Genomic DNA, 26,468 nt, shown 5'->3' on the forward strand with positions numbered 1-26,468 from the left:
CATCGGCAATTCCTATCTTCGAATAAAATATCTAAAAATTACCGATGGCTTTAGTAACACCACTTTCCCCAAACCACGACGCCGATACAAAACAATTGGCCGAATTTTTCAATGAAACACTTGGTTTTTGCCCCAACAGCGTGCTCACTATGCAGCACCGTCCGGCGATAAGCAAAGCTTTTATCAACCTCAACAAAGCCGTAATGGCGAATGAAGGCAGTGTTTCTTCAGCTTTAAAACGAATGATTGCGTGGGTAAGCAGCAACGCAACTGGTTGTCGCTACTGCCAAGCACACGCCATTCGCGCTGCTGAACGCTATGGAGCAGAGCAGGAGCAACTAGATAATATTTGGGAATACAGAACCCATTCTGCTTTTTCGGAAGCTGAGCGTGCTGCGCTCGACTTTTCTTTAGCTGCGAGCCAAGTGCCAAATGCTGTGAATGATGAAATTAAGCAACGACTTTACAAATACTGGAACGAAGGTGAAATTGTAGAAATGCTCGGTGTTATTTCGCTCTTTGGCTATCTAAACCGTTGGAACGATTCTATGGGAACTTCAATTGAAGATGGCGCAGTAGAAAGTGGCGAGCAATATCTTGGAAAGCACGGGTGGAATAAAGGGAAACACGGCGAATTTTAGATTTACGATTGTAGATTTTTGATCGCAGAAGTGCTTTAAAAAAATTTTATTTCTTCCCCGAAACAACAACAACTATCTCCCCTTTTGGCGGCTTATTTTCAAAATGTTTTAAAACTTCTTCCGCAGTGCCGCGAACGGTTTCTTCGTGTAGTTTTGTGATTTCTCGGGAAACAGAAACTTGTCTTTCGGCGCCAAAATATTGCACAAAATGGGCAAGAGTTTTCAGCAGTTTGTGTGGCGATTCGTAAAAAATAATGGTTCGGGTTTCTTCGGCTAAAAGTTCGAGGCGAGTTTGTCTGCCTTTTTTCACAGGAAGAAATCCTTCAAAAACAAATTTATCGTTCGGAAAACCGCTGTTTACCAATGCTGGAACAAAAGCGGTAGCGCCGGGAAGACAGTCAACTTCAATACCCGCTTCCACACAAGCTCGGGTTAATAAAAATCCAGGATCGCTGATGGCTGGAGTTCCTGCATCGCTTATTAGCGCAATGTTTTCACCACTTTGAATTCGTTTTACAATGCCTTCCACCGTTTTATGCTCGTTGTGCATGTGGTGCGAATGCATTTGGGTGCCGATTTCAAAATGTTTTAAGAGTTTTCCGCTATTGCGAGTGTCTTCGGCGAGTATTAAATCTACTTCTTTCAGCACTTCTACGGCGCGAAAGGTCATATCTTTTAAATTACCGATTGGAGTAGGTACTAAATAGAGTTTTCCCATAGTTTATGCGCGAACAGTTTTTCCGAAGAAATAAGAGGTAAGTAATAGTAAAATTCCTATCAAAGGGAGCGTTATTCCAGGGTCATCAATTCTGTAATGGGCAAAGCAAGCCAGAACCATATCGAAAAATAGTCCGGCATAAGCCCATTCCATTACCCATTTTGGCTTTCTAAGTAGGATAAAAACAATAGCAAAGATTTTCGCTAGTGCCATCGGAATAACCAAATAGGTGGGATATTGATAGTCTTGATAATAACCTTCAATCACCGCTGTATCGGTTAAATACATGATGGCAGAATACAGAAATAATGCGCTAAGCAGCCCTGTGGCTATCCAGTATATTGTTTTTTGAGGAGTCATACGTTGGGAATTTAGTTGAAACGTTTTTCAATAATATTCATAAACCGCTCTGAATATTCTTCTTTATTGAGCCAATAATTGTAGTCTGGTTTTACTTTTCCTTTTATAAAACTTTGCGCTTCATCAAAATTCCCCATTGTATTAATCTGTGAAAGTACGCGGGTATAATCTTCGGCTTGTCCTTCAAAAAGATGTTTTATGAATGCCAATCGATCGTTTAGCCCAATGTTTAATCCTTTGTTTATAGTGTCGTTTAACGATTTAGCGCGAGATTCACTCATCGTTTTGCTAGCCTCAGTTCCTTCAACAGATTTTGGGAAGAGTTCGGTATTTTTTCTTTCAAATTCGGGCATTTGCTGATAGTTTGAAGCAAATTCTTCCAAATCGTTTTTAATATATTTTACAGCTGCTATTTCTTCCTCCTCTTCTTCCTCTTCCTCCACTTCTTGCTCCAATTCATCTTCCACTTCAGTAGGAATAGTTTCTCTGATTTTTGGAAGCATTTCTTCCAGAAGTTCATCTATGCGCTCGCTCTCTTCAGGCATTTGCGCAACAATATCCTTTATCTTTTCCATTAAAGGCTCGATGAGGTCTTCTTTATGTTGCGGTTGTGGTACAGGTTCTGGTTCTGTAAACCAGTTTCCTTCACGGAAACTTTTGGAGTCCATAGACGCAGAAGTTGGTTCTTCGGAAGGGTCTTCTATTTGATTTTCAAGATACTCAAGAATTGCCAGTTTTTCGTGTAGCGCTCCCACCAATCCCTTTACATAAGCGGTTTTAAACGTTTTTTCTTCTTCAATTAGTTGCTTTGCAAGCACTGTTACCTGCTCGCGGAGTTTCTTTTTCATATCTTAATAAATTAAACTGAATTTCTATTTTGTTTTTATAAATTTACGCATCCTATATGTAAACGTCAACTATTTCTGTTTTCTTGTCTAAAATCATTGTTATACAAAGGTTTCAGACAATATTGAAGTTGAGCATACTGATGGATATCGTATTAGTGCCAATGTTTCGCGTAAAATTAAACTATGTTTCTTGAAAATACCGTAAATCAGAAAGAACAATTTGGTTGGATTGAAGTAATCTGCGGTTCCATGTTTTCAGGGAAAACCGAAGAGCTTATAAGAAGGCTGAAACGCGCCAAATTTGCGCGCCAAAGAGTGGAGATATTTACCCCTTCCATAGATACTCGTTATGCCGAAGACTCGGTAACGAGTCACGATAGCAATCATATTCGTTCCACACCCGTACCTGCAGCTGCCAACATTCCAATCTTGGCAGATAATTGCGATGTAGTAGGAATAGACGAAGCACAATTTTTTGATGACGAAATTGTAAAAGTTTGCAACGACCTTGCCAACCGTGGCGTTAGGGTTATTGTTGCTGGGCTTGATATGGATTATAAAGGCAATCCTTTTGGCCCCATGCCAGCTTTAATGGCAACTGCAGAATATGTTACGAAAGTACATGCCGTTTGCACTCGCACCGGAAATCTTGCCCATTTTAGTTACCGCAAAGCAAAAAGCGAAGCACTCGTTTTGCTCGGAGAAACTGAAGAATACGAACCTTTAAGCCGTGCCGCCTATTACAAAGCACAACTTCGAGATAAAGTTGTAAAACTTGAAGTGAAAGATGCTGAAGAAATAATTGATGAAAAAACTTCCCGCCACGACGGACAGGCCGAAAAAACGGGAAAACAAGCATAACATGCCCAAAGCCACTGAAACTTTATTGGAGATCGACCTAAACGCGCTCGATGCAAATTACAAATACATTACTTCAAAGTTAAAGCCCCAAACCAAAGTTCTTGCTGTAGTAAAAGCCTTTGGCTATGGAAGCGATTCTGTTGCTGTGGCAACGGAACTTGCAAATTTGGGCGTTAATTACTTTGCTGTGGCATATACTAACGAGGGCGAAACGCTTAGAAATGCTGCGATAGAAACCCCAATTTTGGTATTGCATCCGCTTCCTGTAAATTTTGAAGCAATTGTGAACCGCTGTTTGGAACCGAGTATTTATTCCCGAAAAACTTTAGAAGAATTTATCGCTTTCGCGGAAGAAAAAAAACAGACTAATTATCCTATTCATCTAAAATTCAATACTGGTTTAAATCGCTTGGGTTTTAATGAAAATGATATTTCGTTCATTGCAGAAAAGCTTTCTAAAACAAAAAGTGTAAAGGTAAAATCTGCTTTTTCGCATCTTGCGGCAAGTGAAGATTTAAAGCTAAAAGAGTTTACGCTAGGTCAAATTGTAACGTTCCAAAATATTTCAGAAGAATTAATTTCCAAAATTGGTTATAAACCATTGCTTCACTGTGCTAACACTTCTGGAATTATCAATTATCCGGAAGCGCATTTTGACATGGTACGCACTGGCATTGGGCTTTATGGTTTCGGAAACGATAAAGAAGAAAACAAACATCTAAAACCCGTAGGAACTTTAAAGACGGTTATTTCGCAAATTCATCAAATTCAAGAAAATGACAGCGTGGGTTATAATCGCGGTTTTATTGCTGAAAAACCTACGCGTTCGGCAACACTTCCTATAGGCCACGCAGACGGCATTCCACGTTCATACGGAAAAGGCAAAGGCTGGGTAACCATAAATGGAAAGAAAGCACATATTCTGGGCAATGTATGTATGGATATGATTATGGTAGATATTACAAATATAGCCTGTGAAGAGGGAGACGAAGCCATTGTTTTTGGCCCTTCAACCAGCGCGGAAGAATTATCTTCAGCTATCAACTCTATTTCATACGAATTAATTACGGCAGTTTCTCAAAGAGTGAAAAGAATTATTTGTAGGAATTAACCCTATTTGGTAAGAATTATTTAAAAAATACATTGTTTTTAAGTAAATTAGCTAACATTAACCCTTAAACGCTAACTAATATGTTAAAAGAATTCAAAGATTTTATTATGACAGGCAACGTCGTAGACCTTGCCGTTGCCGTAATTCTAGCTGGAGCCGTTGGGCTCGTTGTAACCGGATTTACTAACGACATGATTATGCCAATAGTAGGGCATTTTGCTGGCGGAATGGATTTTGCCGACCTTAAAATTGTTTTAGATGCCGCAGTAGTTGATGCTAATGGCGAGGTTGTAAAACCTGAAAACGCTATTATGTGGGGAAAATGGGTAAACTCTCTAATTAACCTTGTAATTGTTGGTTTTGTACTATTTATGATGGTAAAAGCTTACGCAAAAACCAAAAAGAAAAAAGTTGCAGCTCCTGTTGCAGATCCGGGACCATCCGAAAAAGATTTGTTGATGCAAATCCGTGATGAGCTTAGAAAAAAATAAATTTTAGCTACCGTTACATTACATATTCTAACCCTAAACCCTCGCTAGTTTTCTACTAGCGAGGGTTCTTTTTTTGTTTATATTTTGAAATATTCGCATAGCAACAACTAATTTTACCACAACCACTTTGTGCACTTTGCGAAAAACTTTGCGACCTTTGTGGTTAATTAAACGAATCCCGAAAATATGAAATTAGCCTTGGTTGGTGCCACCGGAATGGTTGGCGAAGTAATGTTGAAAGTGTTAGCGGAACGCAATTTTCCCTCTGATGAATTATTTTTAGTCGCTTCAGAAAAATCTGTTGGAAAGGAAATTTCCTTTAAAGGCAAAACATATAAAGTTATTGGTTTAAAAGAAGCAGTGGCTGCAAAACCCAATATTGCTCTTTTTTCTGCTGGCGGAAGTACTTCTTTAGAATGGGCACCAAAGTTTGCTGAGGTAGGAACTACCGTGATAGATAATTCTTCAGCTTGGCGTATGGAGCCCGACAAAAAACTCATCGTTCCTGAAATTAATGCGCACCTATTAACAAAAGACGATAAAATAATTGCCAATCCTAATTGCTCAACTATACAATTAGTGATGGCTTTGGCGCCGCTGCACAAAAAATATAAAATGAAGCGAGTTGTTGTTTCCACATATCAATCGGTTTCGGGTACGGGCTTGAAGGCGGTGCAGCAAATGGAGAATGAAATGGCTGGTATAAAAGGCGAAATGGCCTATCCGTATCCAATTCATAAAAATGCTTTACCGCATTGCGATGTTTTTGAAGAAAATGGATACACAAAAGAAGAGATGAAATTAGCTCGTGAGCCACAGAAAATATTAAATGATCGTACGTTTTCAATTACTGCCACTGCAGTGCGGATTCCTACGGCAGGCGGGCATAGCGAATCGGTAAATGTTCAGTTTGAAAATGACTTCGAATTGGGGGATATTCGCAAAATGCTGCACGAAACACCTGGTATTGTTCTACAAGACAATCCAGACACCAATACGTATCCAATGCCAATTTACGCGCACGATAAAGACGATGTTTTTGTGGGAAGAATACGCCGAGACGAAACACAACCAAATACTTTAAATATGTGGATTGTGAGTGATAACCTTCGGAAGGGAGCGGCAACCAACGCAATTCAAATTGCGGAATATTTAATAGAAAACAGCTTGGTATAGTATTTTTAGAAAAAAAATAGAGATATATTTAAATTATTGTTAAAAAAACGCACTTTATTTAAAGGTGCGTTTTTTTATTTTCAGTATCTTTAAAGACTAACCATTAATACTTAGCTTATGAATTCAACTTTTACTAAAATCCTAAGAATTATTTTAGGCTTAGGATTACTTTTTTTTGGACTGAGTAAATTAATTCACTTCAACATCATGCCCACGCATATCTATACGGGTGAGGCGGCAATATTTATTGACTCGCTCAGTGATACTGGATATATTCTGAAAGTAGTTGGAGTTTTTGAAATGCTGATCGGAGTGCTTTTACTAATAAATAAATGGGTGCCGTTCGCGCTTCTTTTATTGGCTCCTATAACGGTCAACATCTTATTATTCCATTTATTCTTGGACACTCCAGGACTGGTAGCGGCAATTATCATTGTAGCTTTAAATGTTATTCTTATCTACAAACATTGGAAGATTTATAGACCTTTGTTTCTTTGAAACCCGTCAGTTATAGCAAATTAAAGGCTTCCGTTAAGGAGGCCTTTTTGTATTGCGGACTATTTTATTTTCAGTTAAAAGCAGTACATTTACGTTTCCAAAAAATAAATTTTATGAAGTTTACAATCGTTCCTGCAATTCTTATTCTTGCCTTTGTAGGCTGTAAAGAAGAACCAAAAAAAGAAAAAATTTCTGTGACATATCCACAAACAAAAAAAGTTGATACTGTAGACACTTATTTCGATGTTGAAGTAAAAGACCCATATCGTTGGTTAGAGGATGACCGCAGTGAAGAAACTGCTGCCTGGGTTAAAGCAGAAAACGAAGTAACTTTTGGTTATTTAGAAAAAATACCATTCCGTGAAGAATTGAAAAATCGTCTTTCTGATCTTTGGAATTACGAAAAAGTAGGAGCCCCTTTCCATGAAGGAGACTATACTTATTTCTATAAAAATGACGGCCTACAGAACCAGTACGTTCTTTACCGTTATAAAACTGGAGAAGATAAAACCACTGCCGAAATATTTTTAGATCCCAATACTTTTAAGGAGGACGGAACTATTTCTTTGGGTGAAACTAGCTTTTCCAAAGATGGCAGCAAGTTAGCTTATAGTATTTCTGAAGGCGGTAGCGACTGGCGAAAAGTACTCGTAATGAGCACCGAAACAAAAGAATTAATTGGCGATACATTAAACGACATAAAATTCAGTAGTCTTTCTTGGAAAGCTGAAGATGGATTTTACTATTCTAGTTACGACAAGCCCAAAGGCAGTGAGCTTTCTGCAAAGACTGATCAGCACAAAGTGTATTACCATAAAATGGGAACTGCACAGAGCGAAGACAAAATAATTTTTGGAGCAACGCCCGAAGAAAAACACCGCTATATTGGCGCTTCTGTAACTGAAGATAACAACTATTTAATAGTAAGAGCTAGTACTTCTACTTCTGGAAACAAGCTTTTTATTAAAGACCTTACTAAGCCAAATGCTGAATTTGTTACTATTTTAAACAATACAGAAACTGACACTTTTATTCTTGAAAATGTAGGTTCTAAGCTATATGTGGTGACAAATATGAACGCGCCGAACAAGAAAATCGTTACAGTAGATGCTAAAAACCCTAGTCCTGAAAACTGGGTAGACTTTATTCCTGAAACAGAAAATGTTCTTTCACCGAGTACAGGAGGAGGTAATATTTTTGCAAATTATATGGTAGATGCAGTTTCAAAAGTGATGCAGTATGATTATGACGGGAAGTTAATTCGAGAAGTAAAACTTCCGGGAGTTGGTTCCGTGGGTGGTTTCGGCACTAAAAAAGAAGAAACAGAACTGTATTACTCTTTTACCAATTACGTTACTCCAGGCAGTATCTATAAATACGATATTGCAAGTGGTAATTCTGAGTTATTTATAAAACCTGAAATTGATTTCAATCCAGAAAATTATGAAAGCCAACAAGTTTTCTATAATTCAAAAGATGGAACAAAAATACCAATGATTATCACCCATAAAAAAGGATTGAAAATGGATGGTAAAAATCCAACGCTACTTTACGGTTACGGTGGGTTTAATATCAGTTTAACGCCAAGTTTTAGCATTGCAAATGCAGTGTGGATGGAACAAGGTGGTATTTACGCAGTACCAAACCTACGCGGTGGTGGAGAATACGGAAAAAAATGGCACGATGCAGGAACCCAAATGAAGAAACAAAATGTGTTTGATGATTTTATAGCTGCAGCCGAATATTTAATTAAAAATAATTATACTTCAAGCGATTATCTTGCAGTTCGCGGAGGTTCTAATGGAGGCCTACTTGTGGGCGCCACAATGACCCAGCGTCCAGAATTAATGAAGGTTGCTCTTCCTGCAGTTGGCGTTTTAGATATGCTTCGTTATCATACTTTCACTGCAGGTGCAGGTTGGGCTTATGACTACGGAACAGCAGAAGATAGCAAAGAAATGTTTCAATATTTAAAAGGTTATTCGCCTTTGCACAATGTGAAGGAAGGCGTTGAATATCCTGCAACTTTAATTACTACGGGTGACCACGATGACAGAGTAGTGCCTGCACACAGTTTCAAATTTGCCGCTGAACTTCAAGCAAAGCAAACTGGCAGTAACCCTGTTTTAATTAGAATTGAAACCGATGCCGGCCACGGTGCTGGAACTCCAGTAAGCAAAACCATTGAACAATATGCCGATATTTTTGGTTTTACATTATTCAATATGGGTTTTGAAGAATTACCAAATAATGTCAAATAAGAAACCAAATAACAAAAAAAGCCCCGTATTATTTACGGGGCTTTTTTTTAATCTAACTTTTCAGTTAATTTTTTAAAGGTTTTCTTGGGATCTTTATTTTCGTAAAGAACCTCGTAAACTGCATTTATTATTGGAGTCTTTGCCTTTTTCTTGCCCTTCTGCTGATTTAGGTTATAGGCACTATTTGTAGCGTAATATCCTTCGGCAATCATACTCATTTCAAGTTGGGCGCTTTTTACCGTGTAGCCTTTCCCAATCATCGTTCCGAAGAGTCTATTTCGGCTAAAAACGGAATAACCAGTAACAAGTAAATCTCCTAAATAGGCGGAATCATTTATATCGCGCTTCATTTTATGTACCTTTTTCACGTACTTTTTCATCTCGCGAATAGCATTACTCATCAGTACACTTTGGAAGTTATCTCCGTACCCTAAACCATGTGCAATTCCTGCAGCAACAGCGTATATGTTTTTAAGCATTGCAGCGTATTCAATTCCCAATACGTCATCGCTGGTAGTACATTTTATGTAATCGCTGCTTAGCACCTCTGCAATCATTTTTGCTTTTTCATCATCAGCACTTGCAATGGTTAGATACGAGAGTCTTTCAAGGGCAACTTCCTCTGCGTGGCATGGCCCAGAAATAACCCCAATATTATTAAACGGAACTTTATAATGCGTATTAAAATGGTCACCAACAATAAGGCTAGTTTCTGGAACAATACCTTTAATTGCCGAAAAGACTATTTTGTCTTCCAATGAAACCGTCAATTTTTCTAACTCTTTATGAAGAAATGCAGAAGGCACCACAAAAATTAGTACATCTGCGTCCTTAACTGTTTCATTAATATCGTTACTGAGTTTTAATTGCTTTAAGTTAAACTCTACCGAACTAAGATAGTTGGGATTATGGCCGTGCTTTTTAAGGTGTTCTAAAGCGTAATTATTGCGCATATACCAACCTACTTCATCGAGATTTTCGCAGAGCATTTTTACAATGGCCGTGGCCCAGCTTCCACCGCCAAAGACCGCATATTTTGGTTTATCAGACATTTATATGGTTTAGAAATATATTTTAATGTAAGACTACTTCGTTGATTTTTAGGACATATTCTAAAAACTTTAGGATTTAAGTCTAAAATCAAATATAGCTAAGCTAATAGCTTATTTCAAAAGTACACAATTCATGCTTAAACATTTAACAATAGCTTAATAATGGCTGTGCAATGTTTACTAGTTTAAGAACGTTATTTGCATTGATTATTGAGATGGTTTACCCATCAATACGAGAATAGTTTCAATGATTTTGGTTGGTTATTTAGTTGAGGCCGCTCCCCAAGTGTTAATTTGGTGGGGCGGTTTTTTAATGCCTGCGAAGGCAGGCATCTCACTAACATGCGTAATCTACTTATAAAAATTCATTTCATCCAAATAAGTCCAAACTTTAGAAGAAAGCATTGGACGAATGTTTTTTCCAGTTTTAATACCCTTCCGAATAAATGTTGAAGAAAGCTCAATAATTGGAGCATCAACGGCTTTAATCTTTTTATGATTGTCGAATTGTGTTTCTACAGTTCCTTCAGAAATTCTCGGATACACATAAATTGAATAGCGCTCCAAAATAACCTCATAATTTTTCCACTTGTGAAGGCTCTTTAAATTGTCTTCACCCATAATTAAGCTGAAATTATTTTCGGGGAATTTTTCTTCCAAATGGGCTAAAGTATTCACCGTATAATTGGGTTGCTGAAGGTCGAATTCTACATTACTGGCTTGTAGTTTTGGGTAATCTTCAACAGCAATTTGTACCATCGCTAGCCTGTGATGATCCTCTAGTAACATTTTCTTTTTTTTATGCGGATTGTGTGGCGTAACCACAAACCAAACTTCATCCAAATCGCTGAACTCTACCATATGGTTGGCAATAATCAAGTGCCCAATATGTATTGGGTTGAAAGTGCCAAAATAGAGTCCTGTTTTTTTTGTCATTTGTATGCTCTTGGAGATGCTCTGCGGTTGTGGAGTGGAGACGCAATGCATTGCGTCTCTAATTTGTTTTTATGAAATTTTCAACCAGATCGTGCGCTTCGTTTAAGGCAGTTTGCAGGTCGTGGTTTTTTATAATATAATCAAATTGTGGCGCTGTAGCTAGTTCCACCGAAGCTTTTGCAATACGCATATTAATACGTTCATCGCTTTCGGTTTTACGTTTCTTTAAGCGAATTTTAAGTTCGTCAATACTTGGGGGTTTCACGAAAACAGCAAGTGTTTTGTCTGGATATTTCTTTTTAATGCGAAGTCCGCCAACTACATCAATATCAAAAATGACGTTTTTGCCGTGACTCCAAATACGTTCTACTTCACTTTTTAATGTGCCGTAAAAATTATCGCGATATACTTCTTCCCACTCCAAAAAATCATCGTTTTTGATGTGTTGCTTAAAATCTTTTAGTGAAATAAAATAATAATTTTCCCCGTGTTTTTCATCGCCACGAGCTTCGCGAGAGGTACAAGAAACTGAAAACTCTAAGTTGAGGTCTTCTTGTTTTAATAGATGCTGTACGATTGTGGTTTTTCCGCTGCCTGATGGAGCAGAGAACACAATTAATTTACCGCCTTTTTTTGAATTCATTTTAAATTATAAAAAATTTGACTTAAGACTGAAAGACATAGTACGTAGGACCATTTCTTTTTTAAATTAAATTCCTACTACCTAGTTATAGTACGTTTAGGGCTTGTTCTTTAATTTTTTCCAACTCGTCCTTCATTTGAACAACTACTTGCTGCATTGGCGCATAATTTGCTTTACTACCAATAGTATTGATTTCGCGACCTATTTCCTGCGTAATAAAACCTAGTTTTTTACCGTTGGAATCGTGCGATTTTAAAGATTCTTCAAAATATTCTAAGTGATTTTTTAGTCGAACTTTCTCTTCAGTAATGTCATATTTTTCAAGATAATAGATCAATTCCTGCTCAAAACGGTTTTCGTCTACTTTTTCTTTTAAATCTGAAACTGCTTTGCGAAGCCTTTCTTTTACCGCATCTACACGTTCCGGATCTATTGCAATTACTTCGTCTAATAAATTCGAAATGGTTTTTGAACGTCCCCAAAAGTCATTTTCCAATACCAAACCTTCGTCGGTTCTATATTTGTTGATTGCTTCCAGTGCTTTGTCAATTCCTTTTAAAATGACTTCATATTCCTTTTCGTCAATTTCTTCACGCTCAGTTTTCAATGCGTCTGGCATACGAACTGCCATTTTTAAAAGCTCCACAGGGTCACCATTTACCACGTTTGCTAATTGTTTTATATATTGTTTTACAACAGTTGCATTGAGTTGTGTTGTAACTTCCTCGCCAGTAACTTCAATATAAAGTGAAAAATCTACTTTTCCGCGTTGCAGCGATTTTGCAAGTAGATCGCGAATTTCAAGCTCCTTTTCACGATAAGCCGAAGGCACGCGCGTATTAAGGTCTAGCCCTTTGCTGTTTAACGATTTAATTTCAATAGTAATGGTTTTGGAAGGCAATTGAACAACTTCTTTGCCGTAGCCCGTCATGGATTGGATCATATTCCTAATTTTGTGAAGGCAAAGGTAGTAAAATAGTCTTTAGTCGGTAGTGGGGATACGTTAGTAAAACAACTTAGCTTATTCATTCAAAAACTGCACAGCTCGCTCTTCGCTATAATACAATTTATTGCTTTGATGAAAACCTACGTGACCGCCATATTTTGGTATTTCGAAGTGGATGTTTTTCATTTTTGAAGCTAGTTCTCTGGGATAACAATCTGCAGAAAGGAAGCTATCGTTTTCGGCATTCAAAATATAAACGGGAATTTTAATATTCGGAAGAAATTGCAGACTGCTATTCTTTTCGTAATAATCAAGCGCATCTTTAAAACCGTGCGCAGGTGCGGTGTAAACGTTGTCGAATTCTAGTAGTGACGTGATTTTTTGGTAATCTGAAGGCGTCATTTTTTCAGGAAAATCCTTCATTTTGACTTTGTATTTTTTCCGAAGATTATTAAGAAATGAATTTCTGTAAACCCAATTTGAAAACGCATTTAATGATTCTAAAGAACCTTTTAAACTCAAGGGAGTGGAAATGGCAACGGCTTTTTTTATTTCCTTCGGAAAAGATTCGCGCTCACCCAAATATTTCAAAAGTAAGTTTCCACCAAGACTGAAACCCAAAAAATGGATATCGTTGTATTGGTCTTTTTTCAAAATAAAATTAATAACCGCCTCCAAATCGTCGGTTTTCCCTGCGTTGTAAGATTGGTATGAAATATTTGCCTCGCCACTGCAACCTCTAAAATTTATTGCTGCCACATCCCAACCATTTTGGTTTAAAATTTTTGCTTGGCCTTTCATATAAGTTCGCTGCGCATTTCCCTCCAAACCGTGAAGTAAGATTGCAACTTTTTGGGAAGCCACTTTAGCAAACGACCAATCAATATCTAAAAAGTCGCCATCGGGCAATTCTAAGCGCTCGCGTTGCTGAACTAGATGTGGTGTAGGACGAAGCTTGGCGGAATAAATTGTAGAAAAATGCGCGTTTCTAAAAAGACTTGAAGGCTCAAAAGTACTGGAAATTAAAGGCATATTTATTTTAGAAATTATAAGCGATTACTTAACAATTACATCTATATCGAAGAAGATTCTGGCTTGGACTACGCATAGCCGCCAAACCTAAAAACATTTAACAGAAACTAAACACATTTACTATGCTTGCATAACAAAAGTACTTTAAATTTGTAGAAAAATTTGACGATGTACACAAAACAATTTGAAATACGCTGGAGCGATGTAGATGCAAATCGCCATTTGCGCAACAGTGCTTTTATAGATTACATGAGCCACACCCGCATGAGTTTTTTAATGGAAAGCGGAATGGATCAACGGCATTTGGCAGAGCATAATTTAGGGCCGGTGGCTTTTTATGAGCACATGTATTATTTCAAAGAATTTTTTCCTGGGAAGCCGGTTACTGTTTCACTTCAATTAAGAGGCTTGTCTGAAGACGGAACCTACTTTGAATTTCTACATAATTTCTACGACGAAAACGGGAAAAACTACGCACGTTGTGAAATGATGGGCGGTTGGATAGATTTAAAAGAACGCAAACTGGTGGGGCTTCCGAAAGAATTTTATGATAGATTCTACGCACTAGAAAAGACGGACGATTTCAGAATTCTTACTAAAGAAAATACCCGAAAGTTTAGTCAGCGTCCGAAAGATCTTTAGTCGGAATTCTTTCGCACACTTTTTATTGTAGAGAGATAAACGCCCAAAAATATTAAAGCTGCAGCGCCTATTCGCAATGCGGTAATACTGTCTGCGCCAACTATTATTGCAAAAATTACTGCAATTACTGGTTGCAGATAAATAAATGCGCCAATAGTAGAAGGGCTTAATTGTTTGAGCGCGTAAATATTCAATAGATAAGTCATTACAGTTGTGCAGACAACTACAAAGCCAAGTCTCCAAATGTCTTCGAAAGGAAGGCTGCTCCAAGCAACATCTGTAAATTCTGAAATTCCGATTGGCAGATTTATTAAAAATCCAAATAGGAAGAGAAACTTCATTAATGTAATGGAGCTATATTTTGATACTAAGGGTTTTACTAAAATTAAATAGATAGAATAGGAAGTTGCATTCACAATAAAAAGAAGGTTTCCAATTGGAATATTTGGTGCATTTGGTTGTTCTTTTAATCCAAAAAGAATTAATACCAATGCTCCGCCAAGGCCTAAAAATATACCGAGACTTTTTACCCAAGTTATTCTTTCCTTTAAAATAAAGGCAGAAAGCACCAAAAGCAAAACTGGTGAAAGTGTAATAATTACTGAACTATTGATAGGTGTGGAAAGACTCAATCCTTTAAAAAAGGCGAGCATATTTAAAACCATTCCGAAGAAAGCACAAGCTACAAACCTAATCCAATCGCGACGCGCCACTTTTTCTGAAGGAAAAAAAAGACTGAGGATCCAAAATATTACCGCTGCGCCGGAAACTCGCAAAAATATAAAACCGAATGGTTTAATAACATCTGGCATTAACCCCTTGGCAATTGTATGGTTTATACCATAGATAATGCTGACAGTGGTTGCCGCCAAAAGCGCAAAAATACGTTGTTGGGTCAATTTTTAAGAATAGATTTTTTACCAGCAGCAACAGTTTTCGGGCTGCTTCCTATAAATATTTCGTCGTTATTTACAATAACGGGACGCTTCAAGAAAGTATAATGTTCTAAGATTAGATCTTTGTAATCTTCTTCAAGCAAGTTTTCACCTTTTAAATTTCGCTCTTTGTATAGTTTTGCTCTGCGGCTAAATAATTCTTCAAAACTATCGGTAAGGTTGAAAAGCTCATCCAATTCTTCTTCGGTGATGCCTTGTACTTTTATATCCTGTTTTATAAACGACGAAGGAATTTCTATTTCGTCCATCACGCGTTTACAGGTATCACAACTTGATAAATAATATACTTTTTGCATGGTCCAAAATTAATCAATACTTAAGAAAGGTTCAGCTTCTTTTAAGCCTATTTTTAATTCAATTGGTCCATCTGCGTAACTTGCAATATCGTATTGATTGTAGATGAATATTAGGCTGTCCTGCGTAAAACCTACACTTTCGGGAAGATGAAATGTATCATTTTCAAACCAAAACTTGGTGTCGTTAATTCCTTGTTTCTCGGCTATTTTTTGTTGCTCGCGGAATTTCTTTTCAGCAAAAACGGTAAGTTCTTTTTGGTTTTTAAAAAGCTCTTTTAGCGTAAGCTCTTCGCCAGTTTTTGGATCAATATTTAAAAATGTTGTAGCACCGTAGCCGTGTGCGCCACCAGTAAAAAGATACTGGCGCATTTCAAAGGATAAAAGCTCTTTGGAAGAGTAAATTTCGTTTACTGAAATTTCAGCAAAGTATTCGCCCGCCATATCCGGAAATTGCGCTTGGTCGGCATTATAAGCTTCAATAAAACTAGTTGCGGCTTCTGCTATTGTTTTTGCTGTGGGCGTAGTGTCTTCGCCCATCATAAGCGAAGCAAATATGAAATCTTTTATCTTCTTATTTATTTTTTCTGAAACTTCACTATCTCCAAAAACTTCAATATAATTGATAGTTACTTCTGGGCATTTGCTGTTTTCGCAAATTTTAAGCTCCTTTTCAGTAAAACTCTCTGAAGAAATTTCGATGTTTTTTTCTTGGTTACATCCCACAATGATTAGGGCAAAAAGTGCCAAGATTGTAATTCTGTTATTCATGCGTAAAAAGGAATAGATGGTTAGCTATCACAAATGAAACTCTTAAATTTGCATTTCAAAAGTAATAACTTTAAAATCAGCTATTGTGAAAGTTATATTAAATCATAAAATAGTTTTGATAATGCGAATTATCACTTTAAGATAAGGGCATTCCATCTTTCATTTTATATAATATTTTATTCAGATGAAATTCAACACAAAAACAATACACGGTGGCCAGCACAATGTAGATCCAGCTTATGGATCTGTAATGCCACCAATCTATCAAACAACAACATTTTCGCAAACTACACCCGGTGGGCACAAAGGTTTTGAATATTCGCGGAGCGGAAATCCAACGCGTGCAGCTTTGGAACGAGCTTTTGCCAGTATTGAAAATGGCGAATTCGGACTCGCCTTTGGAAGCGGACTTGCGGCAATTGATACAGTAATGAAGCTTTTAAAACCCGGCGATGAGGTAATTTCAACCAACGATCTTTACGGCGGAACCTATCGTTTATTCACCAAAATTTTTGAAGGTTTTGGAATTAAGTTCCATTTTGTCGGGATGGAAAATGCAGATAACATCGAGAATTATATAAACGATAAAACAAAACTGATTTGGGTAGAAACGCCAACCAACCCAATGATGAATATAATAGATATAAAAAAGGCAGTTTCAATTGCGAAAAAGCACAACGTTTTGCTTGCGGTAGATAACACTTTTGCAACGCCGTATTTACAACAACCGCTCGATATGGGTGCAGATATAGTAATGCATAGCGCCACAAAATATCTTGGCGGACATAGCGATGTGGTTATGGGAGCCCTAGTAGTAAGAGATAAAGAGCTTGCAGATAAACTTTATTTTATCCAAAATGCAAGTGGTGCCATTTGCGGACCGCAAGATTGTTTTCTTGTATTGCGTGGTCTAAAAACGCTTCACATCCGTATGCAACGCCATTGTGAAAATGGTAAGGCGATTGCCGAATATTTGGCGAAACATCCTAAAATTGAAAAAGTTTATTGGCCAGGTTTTGAAAGTCATCCAAACCACGATATTGCTAAAGAGCAGATGAAAGATTTTGGTGGAATGATTTCTTTTGTACCCAAAGGAAACAATTACGGCCAAGCTATTAAAATAGTAGAGAACCTGAAAATTTTCACCTTAGCAGAAAGTCTTGGCGGCGTAGAAAGTCTCGCCGGACATCCTGCAAGTATGACGCACGCAAGCATTCCGAAAGAGGAGCGCGAAAAGACAGGCATTGTAGATTCGTTAATTCGTCTTTCAGTTGGGATTGAAGATGTAGACGATTTAATTGAAGATTTAAAGCAAGCACTTGGATAAGATGAGATTTTAGACGAAATACAAAAAGGGTCGGGTTTTTAAAAAACCTGATCCTTTTTTAATGCTGTAAAAATTCGTTTAATTGATATAATAAATATACCCAACGTTCAGCCAATAAATCCATTCGTTGGCTTTGTTTTCAGGAACTGGGGTGGTTCCATTATTTTCAAAAGACGGTTTTAGACCATCTACCCAATCTGAAAAGTAAAAATGCCAACGGCTGTCCAGCATTAAATCGCTTAAAGGAGAAAGTTTGTATCTAATTCCAACACTTCCCACTACCGCCCAAGTGGTAGCCGGTTCTTGCTGAAAGGCGTTAAAATATTTATCTGGCGTAGTTGTGGGGCTATTTAGCCCTCCTAATGACGAGGAAACTTCAGGGTCAAAACTTACCCAGTGCGCTCCCAAACTAATAAAAGGTGCAATTTTATATTGTCCCGCTGCAAAATCACGAATGCTAAACGGGAAAAATTCAAGTTGAGAACCTACTTCAACAACAGTAGTTGAGCCACTCATTGCTCGAAGTTGGTCTGCAAATAAGGAAGTGTGGTCTGGTGCTACCCATTCGCCAAAATGGTTCAAATTTGTTTTGTGGTAGTCAATTTCAGTACGAATTTTAAAGTGATCATTAAAATAAACAGCCCGCGTATAACAGTTACAATCTGCACTGTACGAAAAATTGATATAGTGAATAAGACCAATTCCGATAGTGGTATTACCGGAGTTTGTGTCAAAATCATACCGCTGACCAAAGTCTGAATAAAAGACTACGGGTCCGGTAATTATACCAACTTCCTGCGAAAAGCCGTATTGGCTGAACGCTTCTTGTTTCGAAAAAAACAAAAGGAAAAATACCAATAAAAGGAATTTGGTATTCATTAAAATTTTAGATTTAAGTGTGAAACACAACAAATATATAAAAACATAATCACCATTAAAGTTTAATAGCTCTATTTAGCTAATTTGTAAAAAATTGACGCCCAGTTTTTATCATAACGCTTATATTTGTGCCGTCCTTATATAATGGTTTACTATAATCTGTTTTAGATTATAACTTTCACATTACAACGGAATTCGCTAAAAGTAAAATAAAATTTGAACCAATGAAGCAAAGTATAAGTGATTTCATTTCTGAAGTCGAAAAACTCAATCCTAATGAGCCTGAATTTCTTCAGGCGGTAACTGAGGTTGCCGAAACTGTAATCCCTTTTATTGAAAAAAACGAAAGGTATGCCAACAAAATGTTGTTGGAAAGAATGGTAGAGCCAGAGCGCACTATTCTTTTTCGTATTCCTTGGACAGATGACAATAATGCAATTCAAGTAAACAAAGGGTATAGAATAGAGTTTAACTCTGCTATCGGCCCATATAAAGGCGGTTTGCGTTTTCACCCTTCTGTAAACCTTAGTATTCTTAAGTTTTTAGGATTCGAGCAAACTTTTAAAAACAGCCTTACAACTCTTCCAATGGGAGGCGGTAAAGGTGGTGCTAATTTTGACCCAAAAGGGAAAAGTGATGCAGAAATAATGCGTTTTTGCCAAAGCTTTATGACGGAGCTTTTTCGTCATATTGGCCCAAATACTGATGTTCCTGCGGGCGATATTGGCGTTGGTGGTCGCGAAATTGGCTATATGTACGGTCAATACAAACGCATTCGTAATGAATTTACGGGAGTGCTAACTGGAAAGGGGCGTTCTTATGGCGGATCTCTTATTCGTCCAGAAGCAACGGGCTACGGAAACGTATATTTTGCAAAAGATATGCTAGCAACTAGAGGCGAAAGCTTTGAAGGCAAAACCGTAGTTGTATCTGGTTCTGGTAACGTAGCACAATATGCAGCCGAAAAAGCAATACAGTTTGGCGGTAAAGTTGTTACTTTTTCAGATTCTGCTGGATATATTTATGATTCGGAAGGTATCAACGCAGAGAAACTGGCCTTTGTAATGGAATTGAAAAACGAAAGACGCGGACGTATTTCAGAATACACTGAAAAATATACGGGTGCAAAATACGTAGAAGGAAAACGCCCTTGGGAAGTAAAATGCGATATAGCACTTCCTTGCGCAACCCAAAACGAATTGAATGGCGAAGAAGCAGAAATGCTTTTGAAAAATGGTTGTTTTTGCGTAGGCGAAGGCGCCAATATGCCTTGCACACCAGAAGCTATTGAAGCATTTCAGAAAGCGAAGATTTTGTTTTCACCAGGTAAAGCATCTAATGCTGGTGGTGTTGCAACCTCTGGTTTAGAAATGTCGCAAAACTCTTTACGTCTAAGTTGGACAGCTGAAGAGGTTGATGAAAAACTTCATAAAATTATGAACGATATTCACGCCGCATGCGTAGAATACGGAAAAGATAGCGATGGTTATGTAGATTACGTAAAAGGAGCAAACATTGCAGGCTTTGTAAAAGTTGCCGAAGCTATGTTAGCACAAGGCGTAGTTTAATAGTTAGACTTCATTTTAAGAAAGCCTTTCCAAATTATCTTTTTCATTATAAAAGATATGGAAAGGCTTTTTCAATCATATACCGCAATAAATAGTATTTTAGCGTGTTAATAAACAAAACCATATTTATGAAGCGGTGGGCACTAGCTTTACTATTACTATTTCCCTTTCTGGCGAGCGCCCAGAATTTTGAAGACCGCTGGACGGGTCATTTTTCATACGTATCTATAAAAGATATTTCGCAAGGAGACAACAAGATTTTTGTGGGAGCCGAAAATGCGGTTTTTACGTATGATCTTTCTACTCAAAAAATAAAAACCCTTTCCACCGTAAACGGACTTTCGGGAAATGCAATAACTACCATTCATTATAGCGAAGACTACAATTTACTTATTATAGGCTATGAAAATGGACTGATAGAAATAGTAAAAGAAGGAGAGATAAACGTATTAAAAGTGGTTGATATTTTAGAAAAACAAACCATTCCGCCCGATAGAAAGCGAATAAATAATTTCAACGAATACGACGGAAACCTTTACATCTCCACGCAATATGGAGTTTCAGTTTATGATGTGGCACGGCTAGAATTTGGCGATACTTATTTTATTGGCGATGGCGGTAGCCAGATTGATATTATACAAACAATTGTAAAAGAACCCTATATTTTTGCAGCGAGCTCTACCGACGGAATACGACGGGCGCTCGTAGCAGATGATAATTTAATCGATTATCAAAACTGGACTACCATTATGGGTGGCGGATATAGAGCAGCAGAAAAACTTGGGAACGAACTATACGCAGCAAACCTTTCAAACACCGTTTTGCGGTTTACGCCAACTGGAGTTACAACTACAGTGCGGAATTTTACTTCGGAAGTACTAAAATTTAGACTTGCTGACGATTTGTTGACAATTACTACCAAGAATTCTATTGAAGCTTATTCTGAAGGATTTTTTGAAGAAGCTGCAGTAAATAACGTTTTAGATTTTGATCTCGATTTACTTTCAGGCTACAGTTTTGGAGATAATTTTTACTTAGGAACAAACGAGGATGGTCTTTTAATTGTACCATTTGGAACCATGCAAGCCGATCAAGTTTTACCTAACGGCCCAAATAGAAACAGACCTTTTTCAATTGATGCCTCTCCCGGACAACTTTGGGTAAATTTTGGTGAAATAGATAAAGATTACAACCCATACCCACTTTCACGTTTCGGAATAAGTGTTTTAAAAGATACACTGTGGACGAATATTTCATACGAAGATCTAAGTGCGGCAGTGGGTGCAGAACCTACAGATTTGGTGAATATTACCATTAATCCAAAACTGCCGAATGAGGTTTATATGAGTTCATTTCAACAAGGTCTTTTAAAAATTGTTGATGATACACCAACCATTCTTTATGACGACACCAATAGCCCGTTAGACAGGGTTCTCATTCCATTACCCGGTGGCGGCAACGCAGATGCCGGACTTAGAATTTATGGTTCTGATTTTGACCCACAAGGCAATTTGTGGTTTGCACAGACAAAAGCAGATGAGGGTTTAATAAAACTAACCCCTGGCGGACAATTTCAAAAAATCGACTTGTCCGATATAATTATTCCTACAAGTGAATTGGCCTTGACACAACTAGCAATAAGTCGTGAAAACTATGTATTCATGGGTAGTTACAGTAATGGTTTAATAGGGTATAATCCCACTACAAATAGGCTTAATAAAATTGGTTTTGGTCCAGGCAATGGAAATCTACCTTCGGCTGTAGTAAGAACAATTGCATTCGATTCTCAGAATAGATTATGGATTGGAACCCTTAAGGGATTGCGCGTACTTTTTAGTCCTGGCAGTTTTTTCGAAGATGGAACTACACCAGAATCACAGGCCATAATTATACTTGAAGATGGTGTGCCGCAAGAACTTTTGTACGAACAAACCATTACAGATATTGAAGTAGACGGCTCTAATAACAAATGGATAGCGACCACCTCTTCGGGGGTTTTCTATCTTTCGCCAAACGGTCAGGAGACTTTGCTTCGTTTTACAAAAGATAATTCTCCTTTGCCTTCAAACACAGTTCAAGACATTTCTATTGATCCATTTACGGGAGTGGTTTATTTTGCTACCACCCAAGGACTCGTAGCTTATAAAGGAACTGCTACTGCACCGAGTGATAATTTAGAGAATGTTCACGCTTTTCCCAATCCTGTGCGACCAGGATTTTCTGGAAATGTAACAATAGATGGTCTCACTGCGCAAGCCAATGTAAAAATAACTGACATAACAGGAAACCTTGTTTTTGAGGAAACTTCTGAAGGAGGAAGTATACTTTGGGATACAACCGCTTTTGGTAGATATAAAGTGCGCTCTGGGGTATATTTAGTGCTTGTTACCACAGAAGATAACCTAGAAACCAAAGTTTCTAAAATAATGATTATTCGCTAATGGTAGTTGCTACCAAAGCCATCGTTTTTTCCGCAATCAAATACTCAGAAGCAGATTTAATAGTAAGTTGTTATACCGAAATTGCAGGCGTAAAAAGCTATTTACTTCGCAGTATTCTGAAATCGAAAAAAGGTAAATTAAAAGCATCTTATTTTCAGCCGCTCACCCAATTAGAACTTATTGCAGATCATAAAAACAAAGGCACTTTAGAATATATTAAAGAAGCTAAAGTCTTTCTGCCGTACCAATCATTACATACCGATATTGTAAAATCTGGTCTTGTTATGTTCTTATCTGAAATGCTTAAAAACTGTATCCGCGAAGAAGAACCAAATGAGGAACTTTTCCACTTTTTGGAACGCTCTTTTCAATGGCTTGATGAAAATGATGAGATTGCTAATTTTCACATTTTCTTTTTAATGCAGCTTAGTTTGTACTTAGGCTTTTTCCCAGATGCATCAAATATTGAAGATAGCTATTTCAATATTATGGAAGGAAATTTTCAAGCGAAGAACACTTCTAACTATTGTATTGAAGGCGAACAAATAGAAAATTTTAAACTGTTTTTCGGATTGAATTTCGACACCTTAAAAACAGTGAAACTCTCGAAAAAACAACGCAAAGATTTGTTGGAATTAATTTTGGCTTACTACAGTTTTCACGTGCAAGGCTATCAAAAACCGAAATCGCTGGACGTGCTCAATCAATTATATTCGTAGTAAATCAGACTTTTATTTAAGTAAAATTCAACTTACAAATCAAGTTGTAAATGTTCGTAAATACCATCACCAAGCTGCTTTTTCCCTACACTTTTAAACCCAAGTGATAAATATAATTTTTTGGCATGAGGGTTTTCAAAATCTACCAATAGTCCAATTTTTTTATGACCTTCAGATGTAGCTTGAGTTATTGCTGCAGCCAATAATTGTTTTCCTATTCCTTTTCCTTGATGGTTTGGAGAAACGCTTACGGTATCTATATAAACTTCTTCAGAATTGGTTTCGTCTTCAATCACTAAATTTTTCACTTGGTATTTTTCTGCGATATATTCTAAAAAAGGTTTGCGGTATTCTGGTAACAACTTTCCTTCATAAAAAATTATTGACCCCATGATTTCGGCTCCTTCCGAATATACTAAAGTATGCTCAAAACTATACTGATTTGCAGTTTGCTGAAAGAAGTATTCAAACAATGGATACGAGTTTTCGGGAAGATCTGTGTTGGCAAATGTACACGCCAAATCTTCCATAGCTTGAACTATTAATCGCGCTACCTGTTTGTAATCTTCGGGGCGAGCGGGGCGGATGTTCGGATGTGAGCTAGTATTCATTCGAACAAAAATAGGCTATTGATTGCCCATTTTAAAAGACTTTATAAAATTGTTTCCAATTGCGATGGCTCGGTTTCACTTTTATAAAGCGGATAAAAGTCCATAACATTTCTAACGCCATCTAGCGAACATAAATACGCAACCGCGGCACAAAGGCCTTTAAAAGTGATTTCTTTGGAAGTTGGGTTTTTGGGCTTAGCATTTCTATAATCTAAAGGAAGTTTATAACCGCAACCTTTTAAGAATGCTGTTTCAATATTTAGGAGTTCCAAAGGCGAATACCCGTGAAATTTGCGCCCTAATTTTTCGTGCACGTGCCCAACATAGTTTAATTGTAGCGAGCCGTGATCGTCGCTGAGGTGCTTCCAGCTATCGGTATTATTACAAATATTCCCCACCGCACAATGCTTGCAGCACTCCGGATTTAGAGTGTTGTTATGAAAAGCGGTGTAAAGTTTTTCTAAGGCTGCGTCCAGTCTTTTTGTAGTTTTCATAAGCGCTGTTCTTTGTACCTATGAAATTAATAAATAATGAAAAGAAAACCGTTTGTTTTATAATTTTTTTGGAAGGAGGGAAATTGTTGGGATGCGAATGCAGGAATGTCTATTCTTTGTGGATGAACTATTTCTTATTTATATTAGCACGACAATATTCTATAAAAGGCGTGTCACGTTCTTCACAATTAATTAAATAATATAAGTATATATGATAATACTATCAACGATTGGTCCTTGGCAGATTATTTTAATCTTAGTCTTTTTATTTCTTATACTTCTGCCTATAATAGCTTTAATTAACATTCTTCAGAATGAATTTACTGGCTCTAATAAACTAATTTGGGTATTGGTGGTTTTATTACTTCCATTTTTTGGTTCAGTTCTATATTTCCTTATTGGAAAAAGTCAAAGATTGAAAAAGTGATTAGTAAACTATTTCACTTTCAAAAACTCCAAATCCTGAAAATCATAACTGAAATCAGTTAATGGGGAAATGGCGCTGATTGTAAAACCATTCGCTTTGCCTTCGGTATCTAAACTGAAATTTACAAATGCATCAGCTTTTAACGAAGCATCATCCCAACGCACTACGTAAGTAGTTCCCTTGTAGAAAATAATTTTTCCTTTTAAGTCTAATGCTTTTTCGGCTTTAAAATAAAGACTTCCGTTTTGGTCGCTGATGTTTACTTTGCCAAACCACGGATCTTGGTAGGTACCAACTACGTTTGCTGTGTTCGGCTTTGGCGATTTGTTTTTCAGCAAGGCTTTTATATCTGCTTCTACTTTCTTGGTAATACTGTCTTCTTTACGTTCACCAGCCAAACGGCGCTCGTTGTATTGCTTAATTCTGTCTTCACCTTTTATGTTGAAATAACCGTCTTTAATTGAATTGGTGATTGCAGTAAAAGCCGCACCACTTTGTTGGTTTGTGAGTACGATAATTCCCAAATCTAACTCAGGAATTAAAGTTACTTGACTTACAATTCCCAATAATCCTCCCGTATGTGTTACTTGAAAATAGCCACTTACATCGCTTAAAAACCAGCCCAATCCATAAGCTGAAAAGTGAGTGTTGTACGGCCCGCTACCACTTTTTATAAGCGTTTGCGGAGTCCACATTTCGCGATGTACTTTTTTGCTGAAAAGACTATCGGTTAATTTTTCGCCATATTTTCCGTCATTTAACTGCGCTTGCACCCAGGTGCTCATATCGGTTATTGAGGCATAAATGCCGCCAGCTGGCGTTGCGAGTTGGGTAAAAGTATTGCCCGTTACTTCTAGTTTTCCATTTACGGGAGCGTGTCCATCAATGCGGTTTTTATCTGCTTCAATGGCTGGAATAGAAAGCAAAGAGCGATTCATCTCTAAAGGTTGAAAGAAATGATTTGTAATATAATCGTCAAAATTTTCACCTGAAACTCGCGCCACAACTTCTCCAGCTACAATATAAAGTAGGTTGTCATAATCAAACTTTGAGCGGAAAGAAGACACAGGTTTTAGATAGCGAAGGTTGTGGATCATTTCGGCTTTGGTAGTTGTATTATTTGCCGGAAAAATCATCAAATCGCCAGCTCCCAACCCTAATCCACTACGGTGGGTTACTAAATCGCGAACGGTAAATTCGCTAGTTACATAGGCGTCGTTTAATTTAAATTCAGGGATTACGTCGGTTACTTTGGTGTCCCAAGCTAACTTACCTGCATCTACAAGTTGAGCGAGTGCTGAGGTTGTAAACGCCTTCGTGTTTGAAGCCACGCCAAAAAGTGTGTTTTCGTTTACTTCGGCATTCGTTTTTAAAGAGCGAACGCCATAAGTGTTTTTATGATAAATATTTCCATCTTTTAAAATCGCAACCGCCATCCCGGGCACGTCGAAAGTATTCATGGTTTTCTGCACCAAACTGTCAATTTGAGTGCTACTTAAAACTTGCGCTTTTCCGTGTAAATTGAAAAAGAAAATAGTAAAAAGGAGGGCAATTGTTTTGAGTGAAAGAGTTTTCATAATAATAATTTGAATTGTAGAAATATCAGCTTTTATAGAGCGGAACAAGTTATAACTTTTTGTAATGTGAATTGAAAAGCAATCATAAATTCGTCCCATACTTTTGTTAAAGCAGTTAGAATTTGTGCAGCGTAAAAGCGAAGTTTCAAAAAGCAGGGAATTGTATTTAATTGTGAATTGCGATAACTT

General features: G+C 37.4%; 28 protein-coding genes. 13 read left to right on the top strand and 15 right to left on the bottom strand.

Annotated features, from left to right (window positions below; genetic code table 11):
- Window positions 1-44 precede the first annotated feature (44 nt).
- Window positions 45-641 carry a carboxymuconolactone decarboxylase family protein gene (locus AC3RVF_RS02385; protein WP_489690234.1) on the top strand — a complete coding sequence of 199 codons (597 nt, stop codon included), beginning with the start codon at window positions 45-47 and terminating at the stop codon, window positions 639-641.
- A gap of 46 nt (window positions 642-687) precedes the next feature.
- Here the strand turns inward: AC3RVF_RS02385 and rsmI are convergent, their stop codons facing one another.
- From rsmI to AC3RVF_RS02400, 3 genes are read right to left on the bottom strand one after another with little or no spacing between them, the layout of a single operon-like run.
- Window positions 688-1,359, bottom strand: a complete 672-nt coding sequence (gene rsmI / locus AC3RVF_RS02390) for a 16S rRNA (cytidine(1402)-2'-O)-methyltransferase (protein WP_489690233.1) — start codon at window positions 1,357-1,359, stop codon at window positions 688-690.
- Window positions 1,360-1,362: 3 nt separating this feature from the next.
- Entirely contained in the window at window positions 1,363-1,719 is a 357-nt protein-coding gene (locus AC3RVF_RS02395) for a DoxX family protein (RefSeq protein WP_489690232.1), read from the bottom strand.
- Between the two features lie 11 nt (window positions 1,720-1,730).
- Window positions 1,731-2,567 carry a DUF8457 domain-containing protein gene (locus AC3RVF_RS02400; RefSeq protein ID WP_489690231.1) on the bottom strand — a complete coding sequence of 279 codons (837 nt, stop codon included), beginning with the start codon at window positions 2,565-2,567 and terminating at the stop codon, window positions 1,731-1,733.
- Window positions 2,568-2,750: 183 nt separating this feature from the next.
- On the opposite strand from AC3RVF_RS02400, the gene AC3RVF_RS02405 reads away from it, so the two are divergent.
- From AC3RVF_RS02405 to AC3RVF_RS02430, 6 genes are all read left to right on the top strand, one after another.
- Window positions 2,751-3,428 carry a thymidine kinase gene (locus tag AC3RVF_RS02405; protein WP_489690230.1) on the top strand — a complete coding sequence of 226 codons (678 nt, stop codon included), beginning with the start codon at window positions 2,751-2,753 and terminating at the stop codon, window positions 3,426-3,428.
- Window position 3,429: 1 nt separating this feature from the next.
- A complete protein-coding gene (gene alr, locus AC3RVF_RS02410; protein WP_489690703.1) occupies window positions 3,430-4,539 on the top strand; it encodes an alanine racemase in 1,110 nt (369 codons plus the stop codon).
- Window positions 4,540-4,619: 80 nt separating this feature from the next.
- The gene (gene mscL / locus AC3RVF_RS02415) at window positions 4,620-5,030 is read left to right on the top strand and encodes a large conductance mechanosensitive channel protein MscL (RefSeq protein WP_489690229.1); all 411 of its coding nucleotides are present in this window, start codon (window positions 4,620-4,622) and stop codon (window positions 5,028-5,030) included.
- Between the two features lie 186 nt (window positions 5,031-5,216).
- Complete coding sequence (locus AC3RVF_RS02420; RefSeq protein WP_489692649.1) at window positions 5,217-6,206, top strand: aspartate-semialdehyde dehydrogenase; 990 nt, start codon at window positions 5,217-5,219, stop codon at window positions 6,204-6,206.
- A gap of 117 nt (window positions 6,207-6,323) precedes the next feature.
- On the top strand, window positions 6,324-6,704 hold the full coding sequence (locus tag AC3RVF_RS02425) for a DoxX protein (RefSeq protein WP_489690227.1): 381 nt from the start codon (window positions 6,324-6,326) through the stop codon (window positions 6,702-6,704).
- A gap of 113 nt (window positions 6,705-6,817) precedes the next feature.
- Entirely contained in the window at window positions 6,818-8,965 is a 2,148-nt protein-coding gene (locus tag AC3RVF_RS02430) for a prolyl oligopeptidase family serine peptidase (RefSeq protein WP_489692650.1), read from the top strand.
- A gap of 47 nt (window positions 8,966-9,012) precedes the next feature.
- Here the strand turns inward: AC3RVF_RS02430 and AC3RVF_RS02435 are convergent, their stop codons facing one another.
- The 5 genes from AC3RVF_RS02435 to AC3RVF_RS02455 all read right to left on the bottom strand — a co-directional run bounded on the left by AC3RVF_RS02435 (window position 9,013) and on the right by AC3RVF_RS02455 (window position 13,574).
- Window positions 9,013-10,017, bottom strand: coding sequence for an NAD(P)H-dependent glycerol-3-phosphate dehydrogenase (locus AC3RVF_RS02435; protein WP_489692651.1), 1,005 nt, complete (start codon window positions 10,015-10,017; stop codon window positions 9,013-9,015).
- 351 nt (window positions 10,018-10,368) lie between these two features.
- Entirely contained in the window at window positions 10,369-10,953 is a 585-nt protein-coding gene (gene nadD, locus AC3RVF_RS02440; RefSeq protein ID WP_489692652.1) for a nicotinate (nicotinamide) nucleotide adenylyltransferase, read from the bottom strand.
- Between the two features lie 58 nt (window positions 10,954-11,011).
- Window positions 11,012-11,596: a guanylate kinase gene (gene gmk, locus AC3RVF_RS02445; protein ID WP_489690223.1), complete on the bottom strand. Its 585-nt coding sequence runs from the start codon at window positions 11,594-11,596 to the stop codon at window positions 11,012-11,014.
- A gap of 85 nt (window positions 11,597-11,681) precedes the next feature.
- A complete protein-coding gene (locus AC3RVF_RS02450; RefSeq protein WP_489692653.1) occupies window positions 11,682-12,539 on the bottom strand; it encodes a YicC/YloC family endoribonuclease in 858 nt (285 codons plus the stop codon).
- Between the two features lie 78 nt (window positions 12,540-12,617).
- A complete protein-coding gene (locus AC3RVF_RS02455) occupies window positions 12,618-13,574 on the bottom strand; it encodes a YheT family hydrolase (RefSeq protein ID WP_489692654.1) in 957 nt (318 codons plus the stop codon).
- A 168-nt stretch (window positions 13,575-13,742) separates the two neighbouring features.
- Between AC3RVF_RS02455 and AC3RVF_RS02460 the strand changes: the two genes are divergently transcribed.
- On the top strand, window positions 13,743-14,216 hold the full coding sequence (locus AC3RVF_RS02460) for an acyl-CoA thioesterase (protein WP_489692655.1): 474 nt from the start codon (window positions 13,743-13,745) through the stop codon (window positions 14,214-14,216).
- Here AC3RVF_RS02460 and AC3RVF_RS02465 read toward each other — a convergent pair.
- Genes AC3RVF_RS02465 through AC3RVF_RS02475 form a run of 3 tightly spaced genes read right to left on the bottom strand, consistent with a single transcriptional unit; the run spans window position 14,213 to window position 16,236 of the window.
- Window positions 14,213-15,115, bottom strand: coding sequence for a DMT family transporter (locus AC3RVF_RS02465; protein ID WP_489692656.1), 903 nt, complete (start codon window positions 15,113-15,115; stop codon window positions 14,213-14,215). The genes AC3RVF_RS02460 and AC3RVF_RS02465 overlap by 4 nt on opposite strands.
- A complete protein-coding gene (locus AC3RVF_RS02470) occupies window positions 15,112-15,468 on the bottom strand; it encodes an arsenate reductase family protein (RefSeq protein WP_489692657.1) in 357 nt (118 codons plus the stop codon). The genes AC3RVF_RS02465 and AC3RVF_RS02470 overlap by 4 nt, the downstream gene beginning before the upstream one ends.
- Window positions 15,469-15,477: 9 nt before the next feature.
- On the bottom strand, window positions 15,478-16,236 hold the full coding sequence (locus AC3RVF_RS02475) for a DUF3298 and DUF4163 domain-containing protein (protein WP_489690217.1): 759 nt from the start codon (window positions 16,234-16,236) through the stop codon (window positions 15,478-15,480).
- A gap of 184 nt (window positions 16,237-16,420) precedes the next feature.
- Between AC3RVF_RS02475 and AC3RVF_RS02480 the strand changes: the two genes are divergently transcribed.
- Window positions 16,421-17,563, top strand: a complete 1,143-nt coding sequence (locus AC3RVF_RS02480; RefSeq protein ID WP_489692658.1) for a cystathionine gamma-synthase — start codon at window positions 16,421-16,423, stop codon at window positions 17,561-17,563.
- A gap of 78 nt (window positions 17,564-17,641) precedes the next feature.
- Here the strand turns inward: AC3RVF_RS02480 and AC3RVF_RS02485 are convergent, their stop codons facing one another.
- Entirely contained in the window at window positions 17,642-18,442 is an 801-nt protein-coding gene (locus tag AC3RVF_RS02485; RefSeq protein ID WP_489690215.1) for a THC0290_0291 family protein, read from the bottom strand.
- Between the two features lie 224 nt (window positions 18,443-18,666).
- Here AC3RVF_RS02485 and gdhA point away from each other — a divergent pair, with 224 nt between their 5' ends.
- From gdhA to recO, 3 genes are all read left to right on the top strand, one after another.
- On the top strand, window positions 18,667-20,010 hold the full coding sequence (gene gdhA / locus AC3RVF_RS02490) for an NADP-specific glutamate dehydrogenase (RefSeq protein ID WP_489690214.1): 1,344 nt from the start codon (window positions 18,667-18,669) through the stop codon (window positions 20,008-20,010).
- Between the two features lie 128 nt (window positions 20,011-20,138).
- A complete protein-coding gene (porZ, locus tag AC3RVF_RS02495) occupies window positions 20,139-22,451 on the top strand; it encodes a type IX secretion system anionic LPS delivery protein PorZ (protein ID WP_489692659.1) in 2,313 nt (770 codons plus the stop codon).
- Complete coding sequence (gene recO / locus AC3RVF_RS02500; RefSeq protein WP_489690212.1) at window positions 22,451-23,170, top strand: DNA repair protein RecO; 720 nt, start codon at window positions 22,451-22,453, stop codon at window positions 23,168-23,170. Before porZ ends, recO begins: the two co-directional genes overlap by 1 nt.
- 32 nt (window positions 23,171-23,202) lie before the next feature.
- On the opposite strand, the gene AC3RVF_RS02505 is transcribed toward recO, so the two are convergent.
- Together AC3RVF_RS02505 and AC3RVF_RS02510 are read right to left on the bottom strand one after the other, a co-directional pair.
- Window positions 23,203-23,781: a GNAT family N-acetyltransferase gene (locus AC3RVF_RS02505; RefSeq protein WP_489690211.1), complete on the bottom strand. Its 579-nt coding sequence runs from the start codon at window positions 23,779-23,781 to the stop codon at window positions 23,203-23,205.
- Between the two features lie 41 nt (window positions 23,782-23,822).
- Window positions 23,823-24,275 (bottom strand): Na(+)-translocating NADH-quinone reductase subunit F, encoded by a 453-nt coding sequence (locus AC3RVF_RS02510; protein ID WP_489690210.1) that lies wholly within the window; start codon window positions 24,273-24,275, stop codon window positions 23,823-23,825.
- Between the two features lie 211 nt (window positions 24,276-24,486).
- On the opposite strand from AC3RVF_RS02510, the gene AC3RVF_RS02515 reads away from it, so the two are divergent.
- Window positions 24,487-24,702, top strand: a complete 216-nt coding sequence (locus AC3RVF_RS02515; RefSeq protein WP_489690209.1) for a PLDc N-terminal domain-containing protein — start codon at window positions 24,487-24,489, stop codon at window positions 24,700-24,702.
- Between the two features lie 8 nt (window positions 24,703-24,710).
- On the opposite strand, the gene AC3RVF_RS02520 is transcribed toward AC3RVF_RS02515, so the two are convergent.
- Window positions 24,711-26,279, bottom strand: a complete 1,569-nt coding sequence (locus AC3RVF_RS02520; RefSeq protein WP_489690208.1) for a serine hydrolase — start codon at window positions 26,277-26,279, stop codon at window positions 24,711-24,713.
- Between the last annotated feature and the right edge of the window lie 189 nt (window positions 26,280-26,468).

It is taken from the genome of Aequorivita sp. IT1183 (assembly GCF_058068265.1).

Excerpts from the sequence above, each read along its gene's own strand:
- AC3RVF_RS02385 (WP_489690234.1), top strand. The coding sequence starts at position 45 with ATGGCTTTAGTAACACCACTTTCCCCAAACCACGACGCCGATACAAAA.
- rsmI (WP_489690233.1), bottom strand. The coding sequence starts at position 1,359 with ATGGGAAAACTCTATTTAGTACCTACTCCAATCGGTAATTTAAAAGAT.
- AC3RVF_RS02395 (WP_489690232.1), bottom strand. The coding sequence starts at position 1,719 with ATGACTCCTCAAAAAACAATATACTGGATAGCCACAGGGCTGCTTAGC.
- AC3RVF_RS02400 (WP_489690231.1), bottom strand. The coding sequence starts at position 2,567 with ATGAAAAAGAAACTCCGCGAGCAGGTAACAGTGCTTGCAAAGCAACTA.
- AC3RVF_RS02405 (WP_489690230.1), top strand. The coding sequence starts at position 2,751 with ATGTTTCTTGAAAATACCGTAAATCAGAAAGAACAATTTGGTTGGATT.
- alr (WP_489690703.1), top strand. The coding sequence starts at position 3,430 with ATGCCCAAAGCCACTGAAACTTTATTGGAGATCGACCTAAACGCGCTC.
- mscL (WP_489690229.1), top strand. The coding sequence starts at position 4,620 with ATGTTAAAAGAATTCAAAGATTTTATTATGACAGGCAACGTCGTAGAC.
- AC3RVF_RS02420 (WP_489692649.1), top strand. The coding sequence starts at position 5,217 with ATGAAATTAGCCTTGGTTGGTGCCACCGGAATGGTTGGCGAAGTAATG.
- AC3RVF_RS02425 (WP_489690227.1), top strand. The coding sequence starts at position 6,324 with ATGAATTCAACTTTTACTAAAATCCTAAGAATTATTTTAGGCTTAGGA.
- AC3RVF_RS02430 (WP_489692650.1), top strand. The coding sequence starts at position 6,818 with ATGAAGTTTACAATCGTTCCTGCAATTCTTATTCTTGCCTTTGTAGGC.
- AC3RVF_RS02435 (WP_489692651.1), bottom strand. The coding sequence starts at position 10,017 with ATGTCTGATAAACCAAAATATGCGGTCTTTGGCGGTGGAAGCTGGGCC.
- nadD (WP_489692652.1), bottom strand. The coding sequence starts at position 10,953 with ATGACAAAAAAAACAGGACTCTATTTTGGCACTTTCAACCCAATACAT.
- gmk (WP_489690223.1), bottom strand. The coding sequence starts at position 11,596 with ATGAATTCAAAAAAAGGCGGTAAATTAATTGTGTTCTCTGCTCCATCA.
- AC3RVF_RS02450 (WP_489692653.1), bottom strand. The coding sequence starts at position 12,539 with ATGATCCAATCCATGACGGGCTACGGCAAAGAAGTTGTTCAATTGCCT.
- AC3RVF_RS02455 (WP_489692654.1), bottom strand. The coding sequence starts at position 13,574 with ATGCCTTTAATTTCCAGTACTTTTGAGCCTTCAAGTCTTTTTAGAAAC.
- AC3RVF_RS02460 (WP_489692655.1), top strand. The coding sequence starts at position 13,743 with ATGTACACAAAACAATTTGAAATACGCTGGAGCGATGTAGATGCAAAT.
- AC3RVF_RS02470 (WP_489692657.1), bottom strand. The coding sequence starts at position 15,468 with ATGCAAAAAGTATATTATTTATCAAGTTGTGATACCTGTAAACGCGTG.
- AC3RVF_RS02475 (WP_489690217.1), bottom strand. The coding sequence starts at position 16,236 with ATGAATAACAGAATTACAATCTTGGCACTTTTTGCCCTAATCATTGTG.
- AC3RVF_RS02480 (WP_489692658.1), top strand. The coding sequence starts at position 16,421 with ATGAAATTCAACACAAAAACAATACACGGTGGCCAGCACAATGTAGAT.
- AC3RVF_RS02485 (WP_489690215.1), bottom strand. The coding sequence starts at position 18,442 with ATGAATACCAAATTCCTTTTATTGGTATTTTTCCTTTTGTTTTTTTCG.
- gdhA (WP_489690214.1), top strand. The coding sequence starts at position 18,667 with ATGAAGCAAAGTATAAGTGATTTCATTTCTGAAGTCGAAAAACTCAAT.
- porZ (WP_489692659.1), top strand. The coding sequence starts at position 20,139 with ATGAAGCGGTGGGCACTAGCTTTACTATTACTATTTCCCTTTCTGGCG.
- recO (WP_489690212.1), top strand. The coding sequence starts at position 22,451 with ATGGTAGTTGCTACCAAAGCCATCGTTTTTTCCGCAATCAAATACTCA.
- AC3RVF_RS02505 (WP_489690211.1), bottom strand. The coding sequence starts at position 23,781 with ATGAATACTAGCTCACATCCGAACATCCGCCCCGCTCGCCCCGAAGAT.
- AC3RVF_RS02510 (WP_489690210.1), bottom strand. The coding sequence starts at position 24,275 with ATGAAAACTACAAAAAGACTGGACGCAGCCTTAGAAAAACTTTACACC.
- AC3RVF_RS02515 (WP_489690209.1), top strand. The coding sequence starts at position 24,487 with ATGATAATACTATCAACGATTGGTCCTTGGCAGATTATTTTAATCTTA.
- AC3RVF_RS02520 (WP_489690208.1), bottom strand. The coding sequence starts at position 26,279 with ATGAAAACTCTTTCACTCAAAACAATTGCCCTCCTTTTTACTATTTTC.